Source organism: Pelagicoccus sp. SDUM812005 (assembly GCF_031127875.1).
GTDB lineage: Bacteria > Verrucomicrobiota > Verrucomicrobiia > Opitutales > Opitutaceae > Pelagicoccus.
On the sequence record NZ_JARXIA010000001.1, the window covers coordinates 144,565 to 162,415 of the forward strand.

At 55.4% G+C, this 17,851-nt stretch carries 13 protein-coding genes; 7 read left to right on the plus strand and 6 right to left on the minus strand.

Features of this window, described 5'->3' with window-relative positions:
- Positions 1-159 precede the first annotated feature (159 nt).
- Positions 160-1,383 carry a DUF455 family protein gene (locus tag QEH57_RS00575; protein ID WP_309004712.1) on the minus strand — a complete coding sequence of 408 codons (1,224 nt, stop codon included), beginning with the start codon at positions 1,381-1,383 and terminating at the stop codon, positions 160-162.
- Between the two features lie 484 nt (positions 1,384-1,867).
- Between QEH57_RS00575 and QEH57_RS00580 the strand changes: the two genes are divergently transcribed.
- The gene (locus QEH57_RS00580; RefSeq protein WP_309004713.1) at positions 1,868-2,320 is read left to right on the plus strand and encodes a helix-turn-helix transcriptional regulator; all 453 of its coding nucleotides are present in this window, start codon (positions 1,868-1,870) and stop codon (positions 2,318-2,320) included.
- Between the two features lie 268 nt (positions 2,321-2,588).
- Here the strand turns inward: QEH57_RS00580 and QEH57_RS00585 are convergent, their stop codons facing one another.
- Entirely contained in the window at positions 2,589-2,891 is a 303-nt protein-coding gene (locus tag QEH57_RS00585) for a tetratricopeptide repeat protein (RefSeq protein WP_309004714.1), read from the minus strand.
- 159 nt (positions 2,892-3,050) lie between these two features.
- On the opposite strand from QEH57_RS00585, the gene QEH57_RS00590 reads away from it, so the two are divergent.
- Positions 3,051-3,341 carry a hypothetical protein gene (locus QEH57_RS00590; RefSeq protein ID WP_309004715.1) on the plus strand — a complete coding sequence of 97 codons (291 nt, stop codon included), beginning with the start codon at positions 3,051-3,053 and terminating at the stop codon, positions 3,339-3,341.
- Positions 3,342-3,352: 11 nt separating this feature from the next.
- Here the strand turns inward: QEH57_RS00590 and QEH57_RS00595 are convergent, their stop codons facing one another.
- From QEH57_RS00595 to QEH57_RS00605, 3 genes are all read right to left on the minus strand, one after another.
- Complete coding sequence (locus QEH57_RS00595) at positions 3,353-5,461, minus strand: helicase C-terminal domain-containing protein (protein ID WP_309004716.1); 2,109 nt, start codon at positions 5,459-5,461, stop codon at positions 3,353-3,355.
- A gap of 128 nt (positions 5,462-5,589) precedes the next feature.
- On the minus strand, positions 5,590-6,378 hold the full coding sequence (locus tag QEH57_RS00600) for a hypothetical protein (protein ID WP_309004717.1): 789 nt from the start codon (positions 6,376-6,378) through the stop codon (positions 5,590-5,592).
- Positions 6,379-6,522: 144 nt separating this feature from the next.
- On the minus strand, positions 6,523-7,059 hold the full coding sequence (locus QEH57_RS00605) for a L,D-transpeptidase (RefSeq protein ID WP_309004718.1): 537 nt from the start codon (positions 7,057-7,059) through the stop codon (positions 6,523-6,525).
- 7 nt (positions 7,060-7,066) lie between these two features.
- Between QEH57_RS00605 and QEH57_RS00610 the strand changes: the two genes are divergently transcribed.
- The 5 genes from QEH57_RS00610 (at position 7,067) to QEH57_RS00630 (ending at position 17,074) form a co-directional block, all read left to right on the plus strand.
- On the plus strand, positions 7,067-8,065 hold the full coding sequence (locus tag QEH57_RS00610; protein ID WP_309004719.1) for an aspartate-semialdehyde dehydrogenase: 999 nt from the start codon (positions 7,067-7,069) through the stop codon (positions 8,063-8,065).
- 218 nt (positions 8,066-8,283) lie between these two features.
- The gene (locus QEH57_RS00615) at positions 8,284-10,596 is read left to right on the plus strand and encodes a TonB family protein (protein ID WP_309004720.1); all 2,313 of its coding nucleotides are present in this window, start codon (positions 8,284-8,286) and stop codon (positions 10,594-10,596) included.
- An 865-nt stretch (positions 10,597-11,461) separates the two neighbouring features.
- Positions 11,462-14,815 carry a TonB-dependent receptor gene (locus tag QEH57_RS00620; RefSeq protein WP_309005296.1) on the plus strand — a complete coding sequence of 1,118 codons (3,354 nt, stop codon included), beginning with the start codon at positions 11,462-11,464 and terminating at the stop codon, positions 14,813-14,815.
- A 167-nt stretch (positions 14,816-14,982) separates the two neighbouring features.
- Positions 14,983-15,636 carry a DUF3826 domain-containing protein gene (locus tag QEH57_RS00625; protein ID WP_309004721.1) on the plus strand — a complete coding sequence of 218 codons (654 nt, stop codon included), beginning with the start codon at positions 14,983-14,985 and terminating at the stop codon, positions 15,634-15,636.
- 214 nt (positions 15,637-15,850) lie between these two features.
- A complete protein-coding gene (locus QEH57_RS00630; RefSeq protein WP_309004722.1) occupies positions 15,851-17,074 on the plus strand; it encodes a hypothetical protein in 1,224 nt (407 codons plus the stop codon).
- Positions 17,075-17,260: 186 nt separating this feature from the next.
- Here QEH57_RS00630 and QEH57_RS00635 read toward each other — a convergent pair whose 3' ends face one another.
- The gene (locus QEH57_RS00635; RefSeq protein WP_309004723.1) at positions 17,261-17,851 is read right to left on the minus strand and encodes a hypothetical protein; all 591 of its coding nucleotides are present in this window, start codon (positions 17,849-17,851) and stop codon (positions 17,261-17,263) included.

Genomic DNA, 17,851 nt, shown 5'->3' on the forward strand with positions numbered 1-17,851 from the left:
CCTAGGATTCGTCTTATGGCTACCGTTTGGCGTTTTGATTAGGGGGACCCTTTTCTCTATGGTGTTTTTCGTTTAGTTAGTCGTACTGTGTGATGAGGGAAACGCGGCGTGCCCGGCGGTCCCGCCCTACCTAATGCGAATGATCAAACGAAAAATATTCTAGAACGGCGCTTCAATGGTTGTCACTTCGGTGTTTCGAATCTTCGAAAGATGCGACTTCACTTCCTCGATGACATCGTCGATTTCGCGGTGGTCGTTTTCCAGTAGGTGGTTGGTCCATCGCGACCCGTAGCGCACATGGTTGATTTCATCGGACCAGTCGTGGTCCGCGAATATTTGGCTACGCATGTCTCCATTGTTTTGATACTCTTTCATTCGCTTCGGTTTCCGCGGCATGAAGTAGGCTTCCAAGCCGCGCGTGAGATAGGTGACGCGGTGGAGAATGGGCAGGCCTTGGGACTCCTCGAAGAGCACGGGATTCACCTTGCTCGGATTGACGCCCAGTTCGCGAAGGCGGTTCGCTCCGAATTCGCTATGGCGCGTTTCGTCCCAGAAGTGCCTGCTGAAATCGGCAAAGAATTCCCAGGGATATAGGCCCTCGGGAGCGTCGAAGAGAATGCCAGCGAGGAGGGCGGCGGCGTAGAACTCGTTGAAGAATACCTTGAATTGCTCGATGGTCGCTTGCTGGGGGTCCATTTGTTGACGGTTCGCGTAGGATTCGAGCTGTCCGGTCTGTATGGAATCGTCGAAGAGGATGGTGGTGGGGCGTTCGAAGCGCTCGCCAGTAATGGGCGGAGGCGTTGGGCCCTGCTTCGTTTCCCCGTGGATACCGCCAATGGAGCGACTCAGAGCCTGAATCTGCAAGGCCCAGGCGGACGCGTTGAGGTCGATATTCAAGGAGTGGTACCAGTCTAGCTGGACGTCTAGGTCGCTAAGGGTGCGTTGCAGGATTCGAATCTCGTTCGCGTTGGCGGATGTATCCATCTTTTTGAGATCGACTCGAATGGACTCTGCTAGATCGCTGGTCAGGACTCCGTAGAAACCCGCTAGGAAGTCGGTATCCGACGGGGCGTGCAAGGCGTTCTCCAGAAGGTTAACGAGGTCGGGCCGTACGCTCGCGTTGGTGTTTCCGCCTCTCATCTCCTGCAGACGAGTTCGGATCCAAGTGATGTGCTCCGAGGCGTCGTAGAGGTGGTAGGCCAGCTTGTATTTGGTCTCGAAATCGCCAATTCGGAGAAACCATCCCGCCAAGATTTTCAAGCGAGCGCGTTCGACGGCGGCGATGTTGCGGAGGCGCTCGGCGGCGACGGCGATGTTTTGTCCTAGGACATCGGAAGCGGTTGATTGCGGGCTAGGGGCTTTGGGGGTCTCTGCTGTTTTCATTTGGCCTCGTATTATAGGCGCAATACGAATTCCGGCAATTGACGGATCGGGATGATTTCACTTGCAGATCGGGCAAACAGACCTTGCTTGCTTAGGCGTGAATCCATCGCTTCGCTCAGAGCCGGCAACTGTTTTCTTCAAGAAATCAGGTATCGCTATCCTGGAAAGCCACCATCAAGAGGGCTTTTCTATGGAGTGGCGGAAGGATCCGTTTCCGAAAATCCTCTTTGTTGTCGGTGGCGAGGGCGCTTTGCATTGGAACCGTAAGGAATTCGCGTTACGGGCAATCTCCTTGATTGTCGTCCCGGCAGGGACCTCGCATCGCCTGACGGATGCGCCGGGAAACCCCATCTCGCTGTATGGGATTTGCTTCGGGAAATCCAGTTTTCCGAGTCGCTCGCTTGTGAAGGCGGCCTGCAGCCGTTGCCGTCTCGAAACGGGCACGGTATTGGCAATCGGGGCCTCGAAGGCTCTGAAGGCAATCATGATCGAGGAACGAAACGAGCGGCCGGAATCCGAGGATTTGCAGCTCAGTTACGTTTGCCAGCTACTGGCATCGTTGACGCGAAACCCATTTGACGAAGAACCCTCCGATGAGGCGCTTCGTTCGCGGGCGAGGGTGGAAGCTTACGTGGAGCGCCTGGCGTCTTCCTTCTGGAAGACTGAGGATCTGGATTCGGTGGCGCGGTCGCTGGGGCTGAGTCGCAGGCGCTTTACCCAAATCTTCCGAGAGGTGACGGGGGAAAGTTGGCTCGCTCGCGTAACGCGCCTGCGGATGGAGCATGCGCGGCATTTGCTGACGGAGACGCAACTGTCGGTTCGTTCGATCTGCTTCGAATGCGGATTTGCGGAGATATCGAGTTTCTATCGCCTCTTTCGTTCCACCTATCGAACGAGTCCCGGGGCGTTTCGCAAGCAAGCGGGAGAGCGGCGATAGGGCTGGAGCATCGATTCGCTGACAGGTTGGCGGCCTGGTGAGCGCTTCTCAAAATCAGGAGCTTCACGGAAGCTCAGCCCTCGGATTGTTACGATGGTGGCCAAGGCGCTAGGGTGCGGTGGGGACGAATATCTCGAGCACGCTTTGTTCGCTCGTGGGATTAAACCGTTGGTCGTAACGGCTTGCGTGGCGGCTTTGCTTGATCGGTTGTGCTTTTTTTGTCCCCGGGTGGCGCGGGGATGGGGCTCGTTGGCGACCAAGGTGGCACCTAGACGGTTTCTAGCAGCTTGCGGATTTCGGCTTCGGGGGCTTCGTGGTGTTGGATCACGGCGAGGTGGAGGGCGTGCTCGAGAACGGGTTTGGCGTCGGCGGGACGCTTGAGGGCCAGCAGGGATTTGCCTTTGAGGATTTCGGCCATCATCCAATCGTCCTTCTTTTGGATGCAGTAGTCGAGTTGCTCGATGGCTTCTTCGTGGCGGTCTTCTTCGATGAGGGCCTGGGCCAGCGAGAAGCGGAAGAGCTCGTTGTCTGGATTTTTGGATACGAGGGTTTGGAAGCGTTCGGTTTTCATTCTGAAGAGTGATTTGTGAAGTGTGAAAAGTGGGTCGGACTTTAAGCGTCGGGCGTTGGCGTGGTGGATCCTTGATGTTTTCGTTTTTTTGCGGTCGAAAGTCTTGATTCGCGCGTTGGTCTCTTAGGGAATATTTAGTGAATGCGAAGGTTTTTTGATATGAAGTTTTTAGGACTGGGTATGGTGGGCCTGCTGTCCGTCTGGATGGCGGGCTGTACGGGCGCTGGCGGAGACTGCCAGTATGCGGAAGCTACGCTGCCGGCTGTGGTCACGCAATCTTTCGACGCTAGCGTTATCCTGAAGCTGGAGCGGGACGACCGTTTGGTAACGCTCAAGAGGGGGAAGGTCGAAGGGGCCGCCCGGGTGGGCAGCGCGTATAGCGTGCGGGTGCGGGAGCTCACGGAGGGAAGCTGCGTGCCGCTCGTGGCGGTGGACGCCAAGCCGCGGTAGCGGCGCTTGAGCTATGGTCTGGCGGGCGGTGGCTCGCGGCCGGGTTCGTTCCGTCCGGGGAGAGCTTGGTGGATTTCGTGGAAGCGGGCGTCGCGGTCCTGGCGGTTGATGCGGATGAACTTGGGCTTGGGCAGGCTTTGTAGGAACTGGCGACCGTAGCTTTTTTGCAGGATGCGGGAGTCGAGGATGGTGATGATGCCTTTGTCGGCGCGGGTGCGGATGAGGCGGCCGACGCCTTGGCGGAACTTGACGAGGGCTTCGGGGAGGTTGAGCTCGGCGAAGGGGTTGCCGCCGCGTTCCTTGATGTGCTCGGACTTGGCTTCGGCGATGGGATGGGTGGGAACGTCGAAGGGGAGGCGGGTGATGATGACTTGCTCGAGGGAGGAGCCGGGCACGTCGACGCCGGTCCAGAAGGAGTCGGTGCCGAAGAGCACGCCGTTGCCGGCTTCGAGGAACGCGGCTGTCATGTCGGAGCGGCCCATGCCTTGGCCTTGGGCGAAGAAGGGGCGTCCGGCTTCGAGGAACTCGGACTGGAGGGCGTCGGAGACTTTGCGCAGGTCGGAGTAGCTGGTGAAGAGGACGAGGGTGCCGCCTGAGACGTTGGATACGCAGTAGCGGATGTAGTCGATGAGGACTTCGATGGAGAGGCGCTGGTCTTGGGGCGAGGGAACGGGGACGTCGGTCGCGATGTAGATGCGGGTGTTGTTCTCGTAGTCGAAGGGGGAGTCTACCATCTCGGCGGTTTCGCTCTCGGCCCCGATCTTGGCCTGGAAGGGGCGCATGTCGCGGGCGATGGAGAGGGTGGCGCTGGTGAGGGTGACGGAGGTTTCCTTGTTGAAGAGCTCTTCGCGGAGGTAGGGGGCGATGTCGATGGGGGCGGTGCGCAGGGTGCAGATGTTTCCGGTGCGGCCGCTTTTTTCGATCCAGTGCACGTGGTCTTCTTCGGCGAGGTCGATGAAGCGTCTGATGCCTGTATAGTAACTGTGGATACGGCTGCGCTGGTCCTTGATCTCGTCGTGCATGGGGCCGTCTTCGATCTTGGAGAGGATGCCGTCCATGGTTTGCACGCAGGCGCGCAGGGGGCCGAGCAGGGTGGGCGCGCACCAGCCGAGCTCGGAGATGCGCACGAGCTTGTGCTTAGCGAGGTGGGTGGCGATGAGGTAGCCGAAGAATTCCTGGCAGGCTTCCTGGGCGTCGATGATGGCTTGGAGCTGCTGCGGGTAGGCGAACTTGCGCACGATGCCGGACTTGCGCTTGGGGTTGAAGAGCATCTTGAGCTGGCGGTCGACGCCGTAGCTGGAGATGCGGGCTCCGAAGTGTTCGGTGGCGACTTCGGCGGTGGTGTGGGCTTCGTCGATGACGAGGAAGTCGTCGGGGAGGAGGATGCCCTTGGCGCCGGGGGCGAGTCCGCCGGCGTTGAGCAGGGCGAAGAGCAGGGAGTGGTTGACGATGACGACCTGGGCTTTGCGCATCTCGGCCCGGGCGTGCTGGTAGTGGCAGGTGTTGGGGTTGCAGTTCTTGCGGTTGCAGGCGGAGCCCTCGGCGTTGATCTGCTCCCAGACGTCGAAGTTGGGGAGGGGGTTGAGCTCTTGGCGAAGGCCGGTCTTGGTCTTTTCGGCCCAGTCGGCGATGCGGGTGAGCTCTTCCATCTCTTCGGTGGGGAAGAGTTCGGTCTTGTTGCGGATGGCGTTGGCGAGGCGGGTAGGGCAGAGGTAGTTGCCTTTGCCGACGAGAACGGCGGACTTGAAGTCGGCGTACTTTTCGAGTTCCGGAATGGAGCGGAAGAGGGTGCGGCAGATTTCGAGGTCCTTGCGCTGGAGCTGCTCCTGCAGGGAGATGGTGTGGGAGGAGACGACGCAGGGGCGCTGGCTCTCCGTGGCGTGGATGATGCCGGGCAGGAGGTAGGCGAGGGACTTGCCGACGCCGGTGCCGGCCTCGAAGATGAGGGGTTCGTCGTGCTCCATGCCGGCGGCTACGGCCCGGGCCATCTGCTCCTGTTGGGGGCGATGTTCGAGGCTGAGCTTGGATTGGAGGAAGCCTCCCTTGGCGAAGACGCGGCCGATGATTTCCGGGAGGAATATGGAGGATTCGGCGCTCTCGCGGTCGTTGGGAGAAATCATGGGCGGCAGTTTGGGAAAGTGCCGCTAGTTCTCGGAAGGAAGCTGCGTGGGGGCGAGCGGAAAATGCGTTTTGGGTCGGCGAGCAGGGACGTCGACGGGACCATGGGCTTCGGGCAGCGGTTGCGGAGCTATTGCTGGCTGGTGGCGACCCGGAGGAAGAGCGGCGAGGGGATGCTGTCCTTGGCAAGGGTGGCGCTTTGGGAGTCGCCCTCGGTTTGGATGGCTGCGGGAAAGTCGCTCCAGCTGTCCGGGTCGAGGGGATTGCTGCTCGATTGCAGCCGGTAGCTTTGCCCGTTTTTGATGGACCAGCTTAACAGAAAAGAGGTGGGCTCGATATGGATGGAGGCGACGGGGGCGATGGGCTCGGGGGCGGGCGTGGCGGTGATGGTGAGGGTGACTTCGAGGGCTTCGGCCGTGTTGCCGGCGCCGTTGCGTTCCTTCCAGGGCTGCAGGAAGAAGGTGTAGACGCCGGCCTGGCTGGGGCTTCCAGTTATTTGGCCGAACTGGGCGTTGAAGACGCCGGAGCTGGAAAGGGGCTGGCCTTGGGTGCCGGTTACGGTGAGGCCTGGGGGAAGGTTACCGGTAACGCTCCAGGAGCGGGCGGGGGCGTCGGTGTTTGAGACGCCGAAGGCGATGGTGACGCTATCGCCCGTCTCGAATTCGAAGGGAGGCTCGGGACTGGTGGAGTAGACGGCGGTGGTCGCTCCGGAGAGGGCGTGGCAGCTGCCTAGGCTGGCGGCTGCGAGGGTGAGCTTTTGCAGGATGCGGGTAGCGGGCTCGACGGAGTGCTTGGCTTGCTGGGCGAAGCGCTGCAGGGCGGGGGACTTCTGCAGCAGGCCTAGTAGGGCGAGAGTGGAGACATGGGTTCGCGGGGAGGCGAGCCGACCGAGTAGGGGCGCGAGTTTTTGGGGGAGCATGGTAGGTGAAAGGGGTATCTTCACGTGCTACGCAGCAGCGGGGCGGGAGGATGCGTAGGGACGGGAATAGCGGGCGAAATACCGATGGACGATTGGGTATTTGCCTAGGTGCGAAGCGGTCGCGAATGAAGGGCGGGGCGTGAGCTAGCCGATGTAGACTTGGTCGCCGGCGGAAACGGCGTCGTAGAGCTCGATCATTTCCGCGTTGCGGAGCTGGACGCAGCCTCCGCTGGCGGGGGAGCCGATCCTGTCTTCGTGGTTGGTGCCGTGGATGTAGATGTAGCGGGCGTGGGAATCGCGGTTTCCTCCTTGGTTGTGGCCCGGTTCGAGGCCTTCCAGCCAGAGGATGCGAGTGGTGACGAGGTTGGGCTTCTGCTCCTCCTCTTCGAGTTCCCAATAGCGCTTGCCGATGTCGACGCGACCCTTGAAGACGGCGCCGAGGCGGGCGTCGGCGCCGATCTTTTGGGCGATGCGGTGCAGGCCGGTAGGGGTGCCGAAGGAGTTCTCCAGGCAGGAGGGCGGATTGCTGCTGGTCGAGATGTCGAAGCTGCGGATGCGTTGCCCGTTTTGGTGCAATTCGAGGGTCTGGCGCTCGATCGATACGAGCAAGAATCGCGCTGTTTGCTTGATCTCCAGGGAGCGAAGCTTATGGGTGGTCGGCTGCAATAAGTCCGAGGACATAAATAAAATGGGTTATAAAGTAGGCATCGTTGGTGCAACCGGAGCGGTTGGCCAAGAGTTCATCAAGCTTCTAGGCGACAGAAATTTCCCTCTGTCGGAACTGAAGCTGTTTGCTTCTGCCAGATCTGCAGGAAAGCAGGTCGAGGCTCTTGGGCAAACCATTACCATCGAGGAAGCCACGGAAACCTGTTTCGAGGGGCTCGATTTCGTGCTTTTCAGCGCGAGCGGCGCGGTGTCCAAGGCCCTTTGCCCAGCTGCGGCCAAGGCCGGCGCGGTGGCGATCGACAATAGCTCCGCCTTCCGTATGGATCCGGAGGTGCCTTTGGTGGTGCCGGAGATCAATGGCGAGGCGGCCAAGGGCCATAAGGGAATCATCGCCAATCCGAACTGTTCGACGGCAATTTCCCTGATGGGCGCCTATCCGCTGCACAAGGCTTTCGGGCTGAAGCGCATGGTTGCCTCGACCTACCAAGCGGTAAGCGGCACGGGCGCGGAAGCGATGCAGGAGCTCGAGGACCAGCTCAAGGCCTGGGCCAAGGGCGAACCGATCGAGCACAGCGTGTATCCTTACCAGATCGCCTTCAACGCGCTGCCGCACGTGGACGCGTTCTTGGAAGATGGATACACGAAGGAGGAGATGAAGATGGTCAACGAGGGCCGTAAGATCATGTCGCTCCCCGAGCTGAAAGTTTCGTGCACCTGCGTGCGGGTACCGGTCATGCGTTCCCACTCTATTTCCATCAACGCCGAGTTCGAGCGTCCCGTTTCCGTGGAAGCGGCTCGCGAGGCGATCGCGGCATTCCCGGGAGTGGACGTGGTGGACGATCCTGCAAACAAGGTTTATCCGATGCCGCTGGACTACGCGGAAAAGGTAAACTGCGGCGTGGGCCGCATCCGGGTGGACAGCGCCTTGGACAACGGCTTAGCCTTCTGGGTTGTCGGCGACCAGCTCTGGAAGGGGGCAGCCCTCAACGCGATCCAGATCGCCGAGCACTTGATCAAGTAACAGGATTCAGTCCTTACATTTTGAATACGAAAAAGGCAGCGGATATCCGCTGCCTTTTTTTTGTTTTGTGTGGATTGCTGGAAAGCGTCTCGAAGCCCTTCGTGGAACTTTCGTCGGGAGTGGCATGGAAATGCCCGCTGCATGCGGGCGGATTATCAATTGAGGCTTGAGTCGCGTCGGTTTATGGATCCGTATCAGTACGTTAATTACCTCGTTATATGTACTATACAAAATTCCTCCTGTTGTCCCTTATTTTGTCTTTGCTGAAAATCGAGTCGCTCGGCGCGGCTCCGATCACGTTTTACCATTTCGTGAACCAGCGTGCCTACGAGGTCGATTCCACTGAGGACGGCTTTCCAGTTCTGGACAAGGAGGTGGATGCGTCGGGGATCGAGTATGACGGGTCCCTGCATAACTCGTGGTGGTTCGATGGGGAGTTGCCTTTGAAGCGGGAGGTGGCCTCTGCTCTGGTCGACTACACTCTGAAGCGGCTGCCGCAGCCCTATGGGCAGCGGGATGCGGAGAGGGAATATTCGTTGAGCGTGAGTTGGGAGATCGTGATGCCCACCGCCCCACTAAGTCGTCCGAAGGTAGGAGATTGGCTCGTTTTGGGATGGGTGCACGAGGGGCAGGTGCGTCGCATGCAGCCGGCGCGGTTGGCCAAGGGCGGAGCAGTTGAGCTCTTCCACAACAGCAAGTTTCTTGTTCCTGGGCGGATGAAGGCGGGCTACGCGGCGCTTTGGCAGGTGAGGGACGGAGCTTTGCTTGAGAAGAGCAAGGCGTGCAGCTGGGACTGGATCATCGAAGAAGGCGAGGTTGCGGCGGGCGAGCTCGAGCTCCTGGAGATTGACGGCAAAGGGCGGGACGAGCTTTTCTACGCGGCCGCAAATGGCAGAGCGGATCGATTGGCTCGCATGTTGGAGGGGAAGAAGAAGCTGGTTAAGTCCATGGACGAGTACGAGCAGCTTCCGCTTCGCTATGCGGCGGTTACGGGCCGAACGGAAGTAGCCGCGCTTTTTATGGAGGCGAAGTCCCCGCTGGAAGATGGCTGGGGAGCCTTGAATTCTATTGTGATGTTGGCGGCAACCCATGGTCATTTCGAAACGCTGAAGGCGCTCGTGCCTGCTAAGCTCAAGGGGCCAACGGGGTCTTGGCATTGCTCGTGGGCTGCTTCGGAGGCCTTGAACGAAAATTATGAGGACATCGTCAACTACCTGATGCCCTTCAAGCCAAAGATCAACTACGACGGCGTGGAAACCGAGCGGGTTGTCTTGAATAAGATCATGCAAGGGTATCCGGAACTTGGATTCAGCATGATGGAGCGGTACAAAATCGATCCTAGCTTCGACGTGGACGGGTTGACAGCGCTGCATTCAGTTGCTGGATACGCCGATGCAAGCCTTTTGCAGAAGGTGGCAGCCTTTGGCCTGGATCCGCGCGCCAAATCTGGCAAGGGCTTGGAGCCTCTTGATTTGGCGCTCGGGCAGGGGAACGTGGACGCCATTTGCTGGTTTATCGATCGGCGAGAGGGGGAGCTTGATGAAAAGTCGCTGGCTCGGTCAATCGCTCAAGCGATCCGGGCGGGTCGGTACTCGTCGATCGAATGCCTTTTGGGCTATGGCTACGATGTTAACCTCGAATTGGCCGACGGAGTGACGCCTCTGCTTTTCGCTATCGTGGAGCGAGAGTTCGAGATAGCTCGTCTTCTGCTCAAGCATGGCGGGACCCTCGATCCGACTGGGCGTTATGGCAGCACCTTGCTGGCCCGCGTGGTCGAGGGGGACGAGCTGGAGCTGCTGAAGGTCCTGATGGAGCGAGGCTTGGACTGGGGGCAGCTGGTGTTCGACGATTTGAGCATTCGCTCGGCGGCGGAGGCTTTGGAGGCGCACCGTATCTTGGCCTACCTGGAAGAGCACGGCATCGACGCGGGGAGCGGGGGCACGGTGCGTCCGGCTGGCGAATTGGAGGTTCGGCCGCAGCTCCTGACTCCGATAGTGGTTGAGTATCCCGATGACTTGCGGGCCCGCTTTGGAAGCCGTACGGAAAAGGTTGAAATCCTCGTTTCGAAGCAGGGCGTGCCATTATTCGTGAGGCCGGAGAACGAGGCCTTGCCGGAGGAGCTTTGGGACGTGATCGAGCCGGCGGTTGGGAAGCTGAGGTTTGCGCCTTTTGTTGAAGATGGCGAGGCGGTCTCGGTCAGCTTGCGTACGAAGTTGCCGCTCAGGGCGGACTTCGAGCTGGAAAAGGTTTACGAAATAGGCGACTTGGACGAAAAGCCAAAGGCGACGCTAATGTCGACACCGCTCTATCCATATGCCATGCAGCAGAGCCGCACGGAGGGCCGGGTGGTGGTTGAGTTCGTGCTTATGCCAAACGGGAGAGTGCGAGACGCGAAACCGGTCAAGTCTACGCATGAGGCCTTTGAGGCACCTGCAGTCCGTTGCGTCGTGCAGACGGTGTGGGAACCGGCCCTCAAGGACGGTAGGCCGGTGGCCTGCCGCGTCAAAATACCTATCCTCTTTGCGCCCTAGGCGATTAGGGTGCTCAAGCTTGCCCCCCCCCCAGCGTCTCCGCGTAGCGGACGGAGCCATCGAATATTCGTTCTAATTCGTGTTGGGGTGATGTGGCATCTCAGGCGGTCGGGTAGGGATGCGTTTACGAGATTCTGAGGCATCCGAGCATTCAGGGTACAGGTTCGGCTACTTGTGTTGCCGGTGGAATCAAGAGGATTGATTTTTCGAAAAATCTCGGCGATGACTATTGCTAACACGAGTTAGTTGTCGCGTCGCTTGCCGGTTTTCTCATCTCGTAAGTCTCGGAATTAGAAGCAGATCGAAGCGGAGAGCGGAATTCAATACCCCTGACCGCCTGTTCACCCATACCCCAAAATGCCTACATGCAGTGAAATAGAATGAAATAAATCATCTACGGTGGCTGAATGCCGGTGGTTGGGTCGCTTGCTGGATCTATCTAAAAACGCGTGCGTTATGAGCCTCGGTGCCAAGAGATCGGTTGTTTCTTACTGTGTGAGACCCGCAAAGTGGCGTTTGGGGGGAATTCTAGTTTTAGAGAGTGCACGACTGAGTGCGGGAGACACTCCCCTAGAAATTTAAATATTGACAGTTAATTTCATAGCGTGCAGTTATTTCACTCGTTATTTCAAATGAAATAAATACCCACCCTGCGGCGAGCTTGTACCTCCTTTGATGTTTCGCTTCGCCATTTCTTGAACTCCATAACCCTAAAAAACCTACAAACTCCATGTTTCTACTAAAAACATTGGCCTCTTGTGCGTCCGCTCGTCGGAGTCGCACCAATGCCTATTCCGGGGGGAGCGACTCTGTTCCCGAATCCGGAAATACGCGAGTCCGCCCTTGTTCTGGGCAGGCTTTTTCAATGCGAGGATTCGGTCGTTTGATCCTTTGTTTGCTCACGCTCGCGACATTTTTTGCATCCCCAGCGGACACTTACGCTCAGAATGGGCGGGGTGAGGTTGCTGGCCGCGTAAAGAATATTAGGACGGGGGCCTTTCTCAGTTCTGCTCGAGTGAAAGTACAAGGCACGGCGATCGAAACTCTTACAGACAACGATGGTTTCTACAGTCTCCGCAACGTGCCAGAAGGTGATGTTAAGATTGTGATCGATTATACGGGTGCAAAATCTCGCATTTACAATATTTCGGTTTCGGAAGGTGAGATTGTGCAGTTGGATCCGCAACTGATTCCCTGGTCCAAGGATTTGGACTATTCCAAGGTAGATGACGATGACGTGTTCGAACTTGCGCCTTTCGAGGTGGAGGCGAGCAAGGAGTTCGATGCTCGGATGTTAGCTTCGAATGAAGAGCGCTTTTCTACGAACTTGAAGAACGTCGTATCTACCGATGCTTTTGGGGCGGTCCCACAGGGCAATGTAGGTGAGTTCGTAAAGTTCATGCCAGGCGTGCAGGTGAACTATGGTTCAGGTGCGTACGGCAATGGTGCTGACGCGACTGCGATTTCGATTCGAGGATTTGGAGCGGACCAAACTTCTGTAACTATTGATGGGGTCGAGATTGCTGGAGCTACTCCAGGTAGCATGACTCGCGCTGTTGGGCTGGACATGATGTCCATCAACAATGCTTCTCGCGTTGAATTGGTGAAGGTCCCCACGCCCGATATGCCATCGGATGCGATTGGTGGTCAGATCAACCTCGTGAGCAAGTCTGCTTTCGAGTACGCCAAGCCGCGCCTGTCTTGGAGCGCCTACTTCAATGTTAATTCTGAAAACCTCAGCTCCGATTTCATGTTTGGTAAGACTCCGGGACCGGGCGAAGGTGAGACTTGGAAGATGAAGCCGAGTTACAGCTTTTCCTATGCGCTTCCGGTTAACGAAAAGTTTGGACTAACGTTGAACGCTGCGATTTCGAACCAGTTTGACGAGAACCATAACCTCAAGTTGAAGTGGAAGGATGATTTCCGCCGGACCAATGAGGACACCGGACTGAAGAATGACGTTCGCAATCCCTATTTGGAGCAAGTTTCAATCACTGACGATCCACGTTCTTCCAAACGCAAGTCCTATAGCGCGAAATTCGACTATGCCCCAACGGACGCTCATTCATTCACATTTAACGTGCAGACGTCGACCTTCTCTAGCGTGCAGGGTGCACGTCGTTTCCAGATCGATGCCCGCAATCCAGATGCATGGGGGGACGATTATACTATCGGTACGGGTGGTCAGCTTGCGCAGGAAGGCTTTATGCTAGATCGGGACGGGGATACTCTCTCTAGTTACCTCAAGTACAAATTTGACCAAGGCCCATGGGAGGTTAGCGCCGTAGCTTCTCACTCAAAGTCGGAAGGCGAGCTTGTAAGTGGTCGCAATGGTCATTTCACTGGCCTAGAGGTAAAGGGTGGAAATCTTGGTTATATCGAGTTCCATGATATCGCGAACGGGGTTCCTGGATCGATCATCGCCGTAGACAAACAAGGAAATCCTTATGATTGGGGTGATATAAATAACTTCGAAATCGAACCCGACGAACAAAGCGATGGCGGTACAGACCTGACTGTGTTGGCAGGCGAAGCGAAGACGACCAGTATTCGCGAGTCGTATAAGATTGATATCCGTCGCGAGCTCGATTTTATTCCGAGCGATGCTATGCAGCTCGCGTTTAAGACCGGTTTTCACCGTCGTGTCTTCGACGAGTCTAAATCTGGCAAGGGAACGAATTACAAGTACCGTTACGTCGGCCCATCGTCGGCATTCAATCCGGAGCTCTATTATGATGATGCTTACTCGGGCCAGAGCCTTGGTTACGGGGTGAGTGGTGTCGCTTGGGTTGATCCTTACAAGCTTTGGTCATTCTTTGAAGATAATCCAGACTACTGGAGCGACACGCAGGATGTTGCGGACGGCAAGACGATTGCTGCCAACAACTACGAGGAGGGCATTAAGAATATCAAGGGCCTGAGGGAGACAGACGATTCGTTCTATGCTATGCTTGAAGGCAAGTTCTTCTCAGGTAGGTTGAATGTCGTAACGGGTGTGCGTGACAGTAAGAAGAAGCGCGAAGGATACGAGCCTTACCGCGATACTAACTACGGATTCGTTAAAAATGAGCTAGGTCAATTCATCACCTATGAAGATTCCGAAGGAAGCATTCAGCGTATTGATATGAGAAACGAAAGTCTTTGGGAGTCCTACCAAGCCGGTGAGGAGCCCGAGATCGAAGCTGCCCTTGCTTCGTCCGGTCAGACTTGGGATGAACTCGTAGTTCGCAATACGCTTAGCCAGGCGACCCGAGAGTGGAAAACCTACTATACGAGCGGTGAGGTTGATCAGTCGCCAACCTACAGCTGGAACATGGCCTATGACATCAATCATAAATGGAAGGCTCGTTTTGCGTGGTCTAAGACTTCCGCTAGTCCCGACTTCGAAGACACTTTGAACGGTAATCGAGTGGAAATTCATGACAACGTCGAGGATCCTGGGGGGAAGATCAAGATTGGAAATCCGAGCCTAGAGCCTTGGACTTCTAATAACTATGATTTCTCAGTTTCCTACTACAATGACCGTGGAGGTAAGCTTACGCTTACGTACTACGAGAAGCATGTTGAAAACTTCTACAAGAATATCAGTGAAGGCGTAACCCCAGAGCTCATTGCTCAACTCAACTTGCCGGACTTTGACGATATCGAGTTCTGGACGGTGGAAACGCGTGTCAATGGTGAAGGGACGGCGAAGACTTCCGGTTACGAAGTCGATTTCACGCAGGATTTGAGCATTCTCGGAGATTGGGGGCGTAACGTTAGTTGGTACGCGAGCTATGGCACCAAGAGCACGACTCAGAAAGATACGGACTCCCTTGTTCAAACGCCTGACGACTCTGCAGCCAGCGGCGTAGCAGTACGAATAGGCAAGTTCAGCGCGAACGTGAAGGGTACTTACCGTTCAGAAACGATCCGCAAGAACAACTCTGGTCGTCTCTGGCACGCAAACCCAGATCGCAGTGATAGCGAAACCATTCAGTACTACACCTTTACGCCTTCCGAGGAGCGTATCGATGTCAACCTGAACTACCAGATCAACGACAAGTATGGGATCTTCTTCAATGCCTCGAACATCACTGACACTGGTTCTGAAAATATCCGTATCTCTGACGAGTCCGAGCGCATAGGAGCGGAAGGCATGTGGCCAGCCTACGCGATGCTTCAAGAGAAGCGTGTACACGGCTTCAATATGACCTTCGGCGTCAACGGTCGCTTTTAGTAGGTAGCGAATTTAAGATAACGTTTCGGAGGCCCAGCACCGTCTGTGTTGGGCCTCTTTTCTTTCGAAAATCAAGATGAGCTTTTGTCCACCTAGTGGCTCATCTTGATTTTTCACCCTCAAGGCTAATTTTTGGACAAAGTTCCACCACTTTCGTCAGTATTATAATGAAGATTGAAATTTTTCAAAAACTACCCCTTCGGGCTTTCATGGCAGCGGTCTTACTTTCCATGCCCGCAAACTTTGCGGTAGGCGGCGACTCTGATTCTTCAAGCGTGGACGCTGCCTACTGGAACACTGTCTTGAAGCGCAGCGAAAGGATCGTATCAAACTTATCGATAGAGGACCCTGCCAAAAGCGAACGCGTAATCGAAATAGTAGCCAGGCAGTATGTTGACCTTCGCTCTATTCATGACGCTCGCGACGCAGCCATCGATGGCGGTGGCACTGAGATGGATATTCGCCAAAAGGCCAGGCTGGAGATTTTCGAGTTGCACTTCGCCTTCCTCGCTAAGCTCTCCTCCGAACTAGATCAGTCGCAAGTGGAGCATGTGAAGGACGGTATGACATATGGCGTGGTTCCGAAAACCTACCGCCGTTACATGATGTTGTTGCCTGACTTGGGGGAGGGGCACAAGCGCTGGATTTACGCTGCTCTTGTTGAAGCTCGCGAGCACGCGATGAATGAAGGAACGTCGGATGAAAAGCACAAACGTTTCGGACAGTACAAGGGGCGTATAAATAATTACCTGTCAGCTCTCGGTATAAACATGAAAGAAGCTGAAAGGGCTTTGGCAGAGAGGGAAAAAGCCCAACGCTAAGCTAGTTTTCGAGAATCGGAGTTGTCAACGCGGCATCCATCGGATCCTCCTTAGGATTGTATATATGTGGACTCGAGCGAATTCTTTCGAGCTTCCAAAATTGAGGTTACTGCATTGCTCGTTTATGTTTTATTTTGGGGCGATTCGCATCGCTTGAAATCACATTTAAGTTTGGGTAGCGTTTTAGCAAACGCTCTTTTTAGCTCTTTGGATTGTGACTGAGAAATCTATGTGTTCATTGTTTGCTAAGGTGTTTGTTTGGCTTTTTGCGAGCTTCGCTTGCTTCGCATCGGGGCAAACTGGATCCTGGGAAAGTACCCTTGATGGAATTTCCGAGCCTCTGGTAGTGAAGGTCGAAGGTGCTGGGTATGTTAAGACAGCAATCGTTCTGGAAAACTTACCTCATCTGCCTGTGAGCAAGGTTCGGTCGACGCGAGCCAAAGTGCTGCTTCGCAGCAAGGGGTTCAGGATCGTATCGATCGATTATGGAGAAAGTGTAGCGGCTACCTTTCCGGCGATTTGCAATGATATCTATCAACTTCGATCTGATATTTTGCAGGGAAAGCTCTTGCGGGATTTGGGGTTGGACTGGGATCAGGCGCGGGTTTTTATCCTACCGGAAGGGCAAGTCGTCGAAACCGATGTGCTTCACTATGAGGACGGCGATCGGAATCTATATTTGGACATAACCTACCCGCTTATTGAAGAGGAGGGGGCGCGAGTGCCCTGTTTACTTGAGTTCTCCTGCGACAACAGGGAGCGGATGGGAAACTTTTCACTGGTCGCTTGTCGCGATACGTTGTTGGAAGGCTTAGCTTTTGCTGGATATGCCACGGCGATGGCAGATCACCCGGTTGCTCCACCTTACAAAGGCTTGGATTCGATGCCCGATAGCGCTTACAAGGTTAAATCTGCTGTTCGAACTCTACGAGCAGAGGGAAAATGGATAGGGCTGAGTGGTGAGATTGCCGCCATTGGGTTTTCGCGAGGAAGTGGAATGGCCCTTTTGTTGGCTACGACGGAAGGAATCGAGTCCTTCGAGAAAAAAGGTTTCTGCTTAGGGGAGGAGAGCTCTATACAGGCAGCAGTTGTGCTTTCCGGGCGTTTTAGTTACTTGGAATTGCTGGATGGGGACCCCATGTTACTTCGCTATAAAAAAGCTTGGGGTTCATCGCCTGCGGCCCATGGAGTATGGAAAGCTCATGGGGCGCTCGATTATTTGAAAATTCCGACGATTCCCTTGTTTCTAAGCATTAATTCTGGAGAAGGACGTGATGCTCAGCATCAGATGAAAATATTGAGAGCTCGTTTGGGCGATATCGGCAGTGAGTATGTGTATTTGGAAGACGGAGACGGGATGGGGCACAAAGTTCCGATCAGTTCTGGGGTGCTTGAGCGAATAGAGGCCTATTTGGATACAAGATTGAAGCTGCCCTAACAGTTTGGTGGGGTATCGTGTTTTTCAAGGACGGTTGCCTGAGAGGGATACTGATTGAGGTTCCCTCCGTTGCATCTCTATTATCTGAATCTCTGTTTGTGTTGTTGTTGAGAGAGTGCTTTACCATCGCACTTGTTTTGCTAGGGATTCGCTTTAGCGAATCCCTGTAGCCTGAATCTAATCAAGCTATTTTAGCTGTGCGTTTAGTTTGTTGAGAAAACCGTGAATAAGGCTACCTTTGATCTTTAGTTCTGTTTCTCCGATTTTGTTAAAAACCTTTAGCTCGAGTCCCTTGAACTCGTGTTTCTCGAGGAGAGGAAGTGACACTTTGACGGTCGACATCTGTGTGATCGCATCTTGGCCTGGGTTTGGAGTTGGAGGCGCAATTTCTACATAAAGAGGGAGCCCGTCAGCTTGTGCCTTCGAGTAGTCCATCGAATCGCTATCGTACTCTGTGAAGGAGAGATGAGTTTTGGTTACGATGATTTGAACCGCGAGGACCTTTTTGTCGCGGACTGCAGCTCGGAGGTAGTAGCGTTGTGTTTCGCGTATGGGATCTTCTTCGATAGGAGATTCTATGAGCAAAAGATTGTTTGTCTTGTCTTTGATTACTCTTGTTTCGAATCCATAGGAGCGAGCTTCTCTCTTGTGCATTTTCAGCTCTTTTGGCGTGAGACCTGATGGATCTTCGTCTTTGGCAGATAGTTGGGTGGTCGTTGCAAGGATGAAGCAATTCGCAGCGAGAATGAATTTTAGGATTTTGGGCATGTTTTTCAT

Excerpts from the sequence above, each read along its gene's own strand:
- QEH57_RS00575 (WP_309004712.1), bottom strand. The coding sequence starts at position 1,383 with ATGAAAACAGCAGAGACCCCCAAAGCCCCTAGCCCGCAATCAACCGCT.
- QEH57_RS00580 (WP_309004713.1), top strand. The coding sequence starts at position 1,868 with ATGATCGAGGAACGAAACGAGCGGCCGGAATCCGAGGATTTGCAGCTC.
- QEH57_RS00585 (WP_309004714.1), bottom strand. The coding sequence starts at position 2,891 with ATGAAAACCGAACGCTTCCAAACCCTCGTATCCAAAAATCCAGACAAC.
- QEH57_RS00590 (WP_309004715.1), top strand. The coding sequence starts at position 3,051 with ATGAAGTTTTTAGGACTGGGTATGGTGGGCCTGCTGTCCGTCTGGATG.
- QEH57_RS00595 (WP_309004716.1), bottom strand. The coding sequence starts at position 5,461 with ATGATTTCTCCCAACGACCGCGAGAGCGCCGAATCCTCCATATTCCTC.
- QEH57_RS00600 (WP_309004717.1), bottom strand. The coding sequence starts at position 6,378 with ATGCTCCCCCAAAAACTCGCGCCCCTACTCGGTCGGCTCGCCTCCCCG.
- QEH57_RS00605 (WP_309004718.1), bottom strand. The coding sequence starts at position 7,059 with ATGTCCTCGGACTTATTGCAGCCGACCACCCATAAGCTTCGCTCCCTG.
- QEH57_RS00610 (WP_309004719.1), top strand. The coding sequence starts at position 7,067 with ATGGGTTATAAAGTAGGCATCGTTGGTGCAACCGGAGCGGTTGGCCAA.
- QEH57_RS00615 (WP_309004720.1), top strand. The coding sequence starts at position 8,284 with ATGTACTATACAAAATTCCTCCTGTTGTCCCTTATTTTGTCTTTGCTG.
- QEH57_RS00620 (WP_309005296.1), top strand. The coding sequence starts at position 11,462 with ATGCGAGGATTCGGTCGTTTGATCCTTTGTTTGCTCACGCTCGCGACA.
- QEH57_RS00625 (WP_309004721.1), top strand. The coding sequence starts at position 14,983 with ATGAAGATTGAAATTTTTCAAAAACTACCCCTTCGGGCTTTCATGGCA.
- QEH57_RS00635 (WP_309004723.1), bottom strand. The coding sequence starts at position 17,851 with ATGAAAAACATGCCCAAAATCCTAAAATTCATTCTCGCTGCGAATTGC.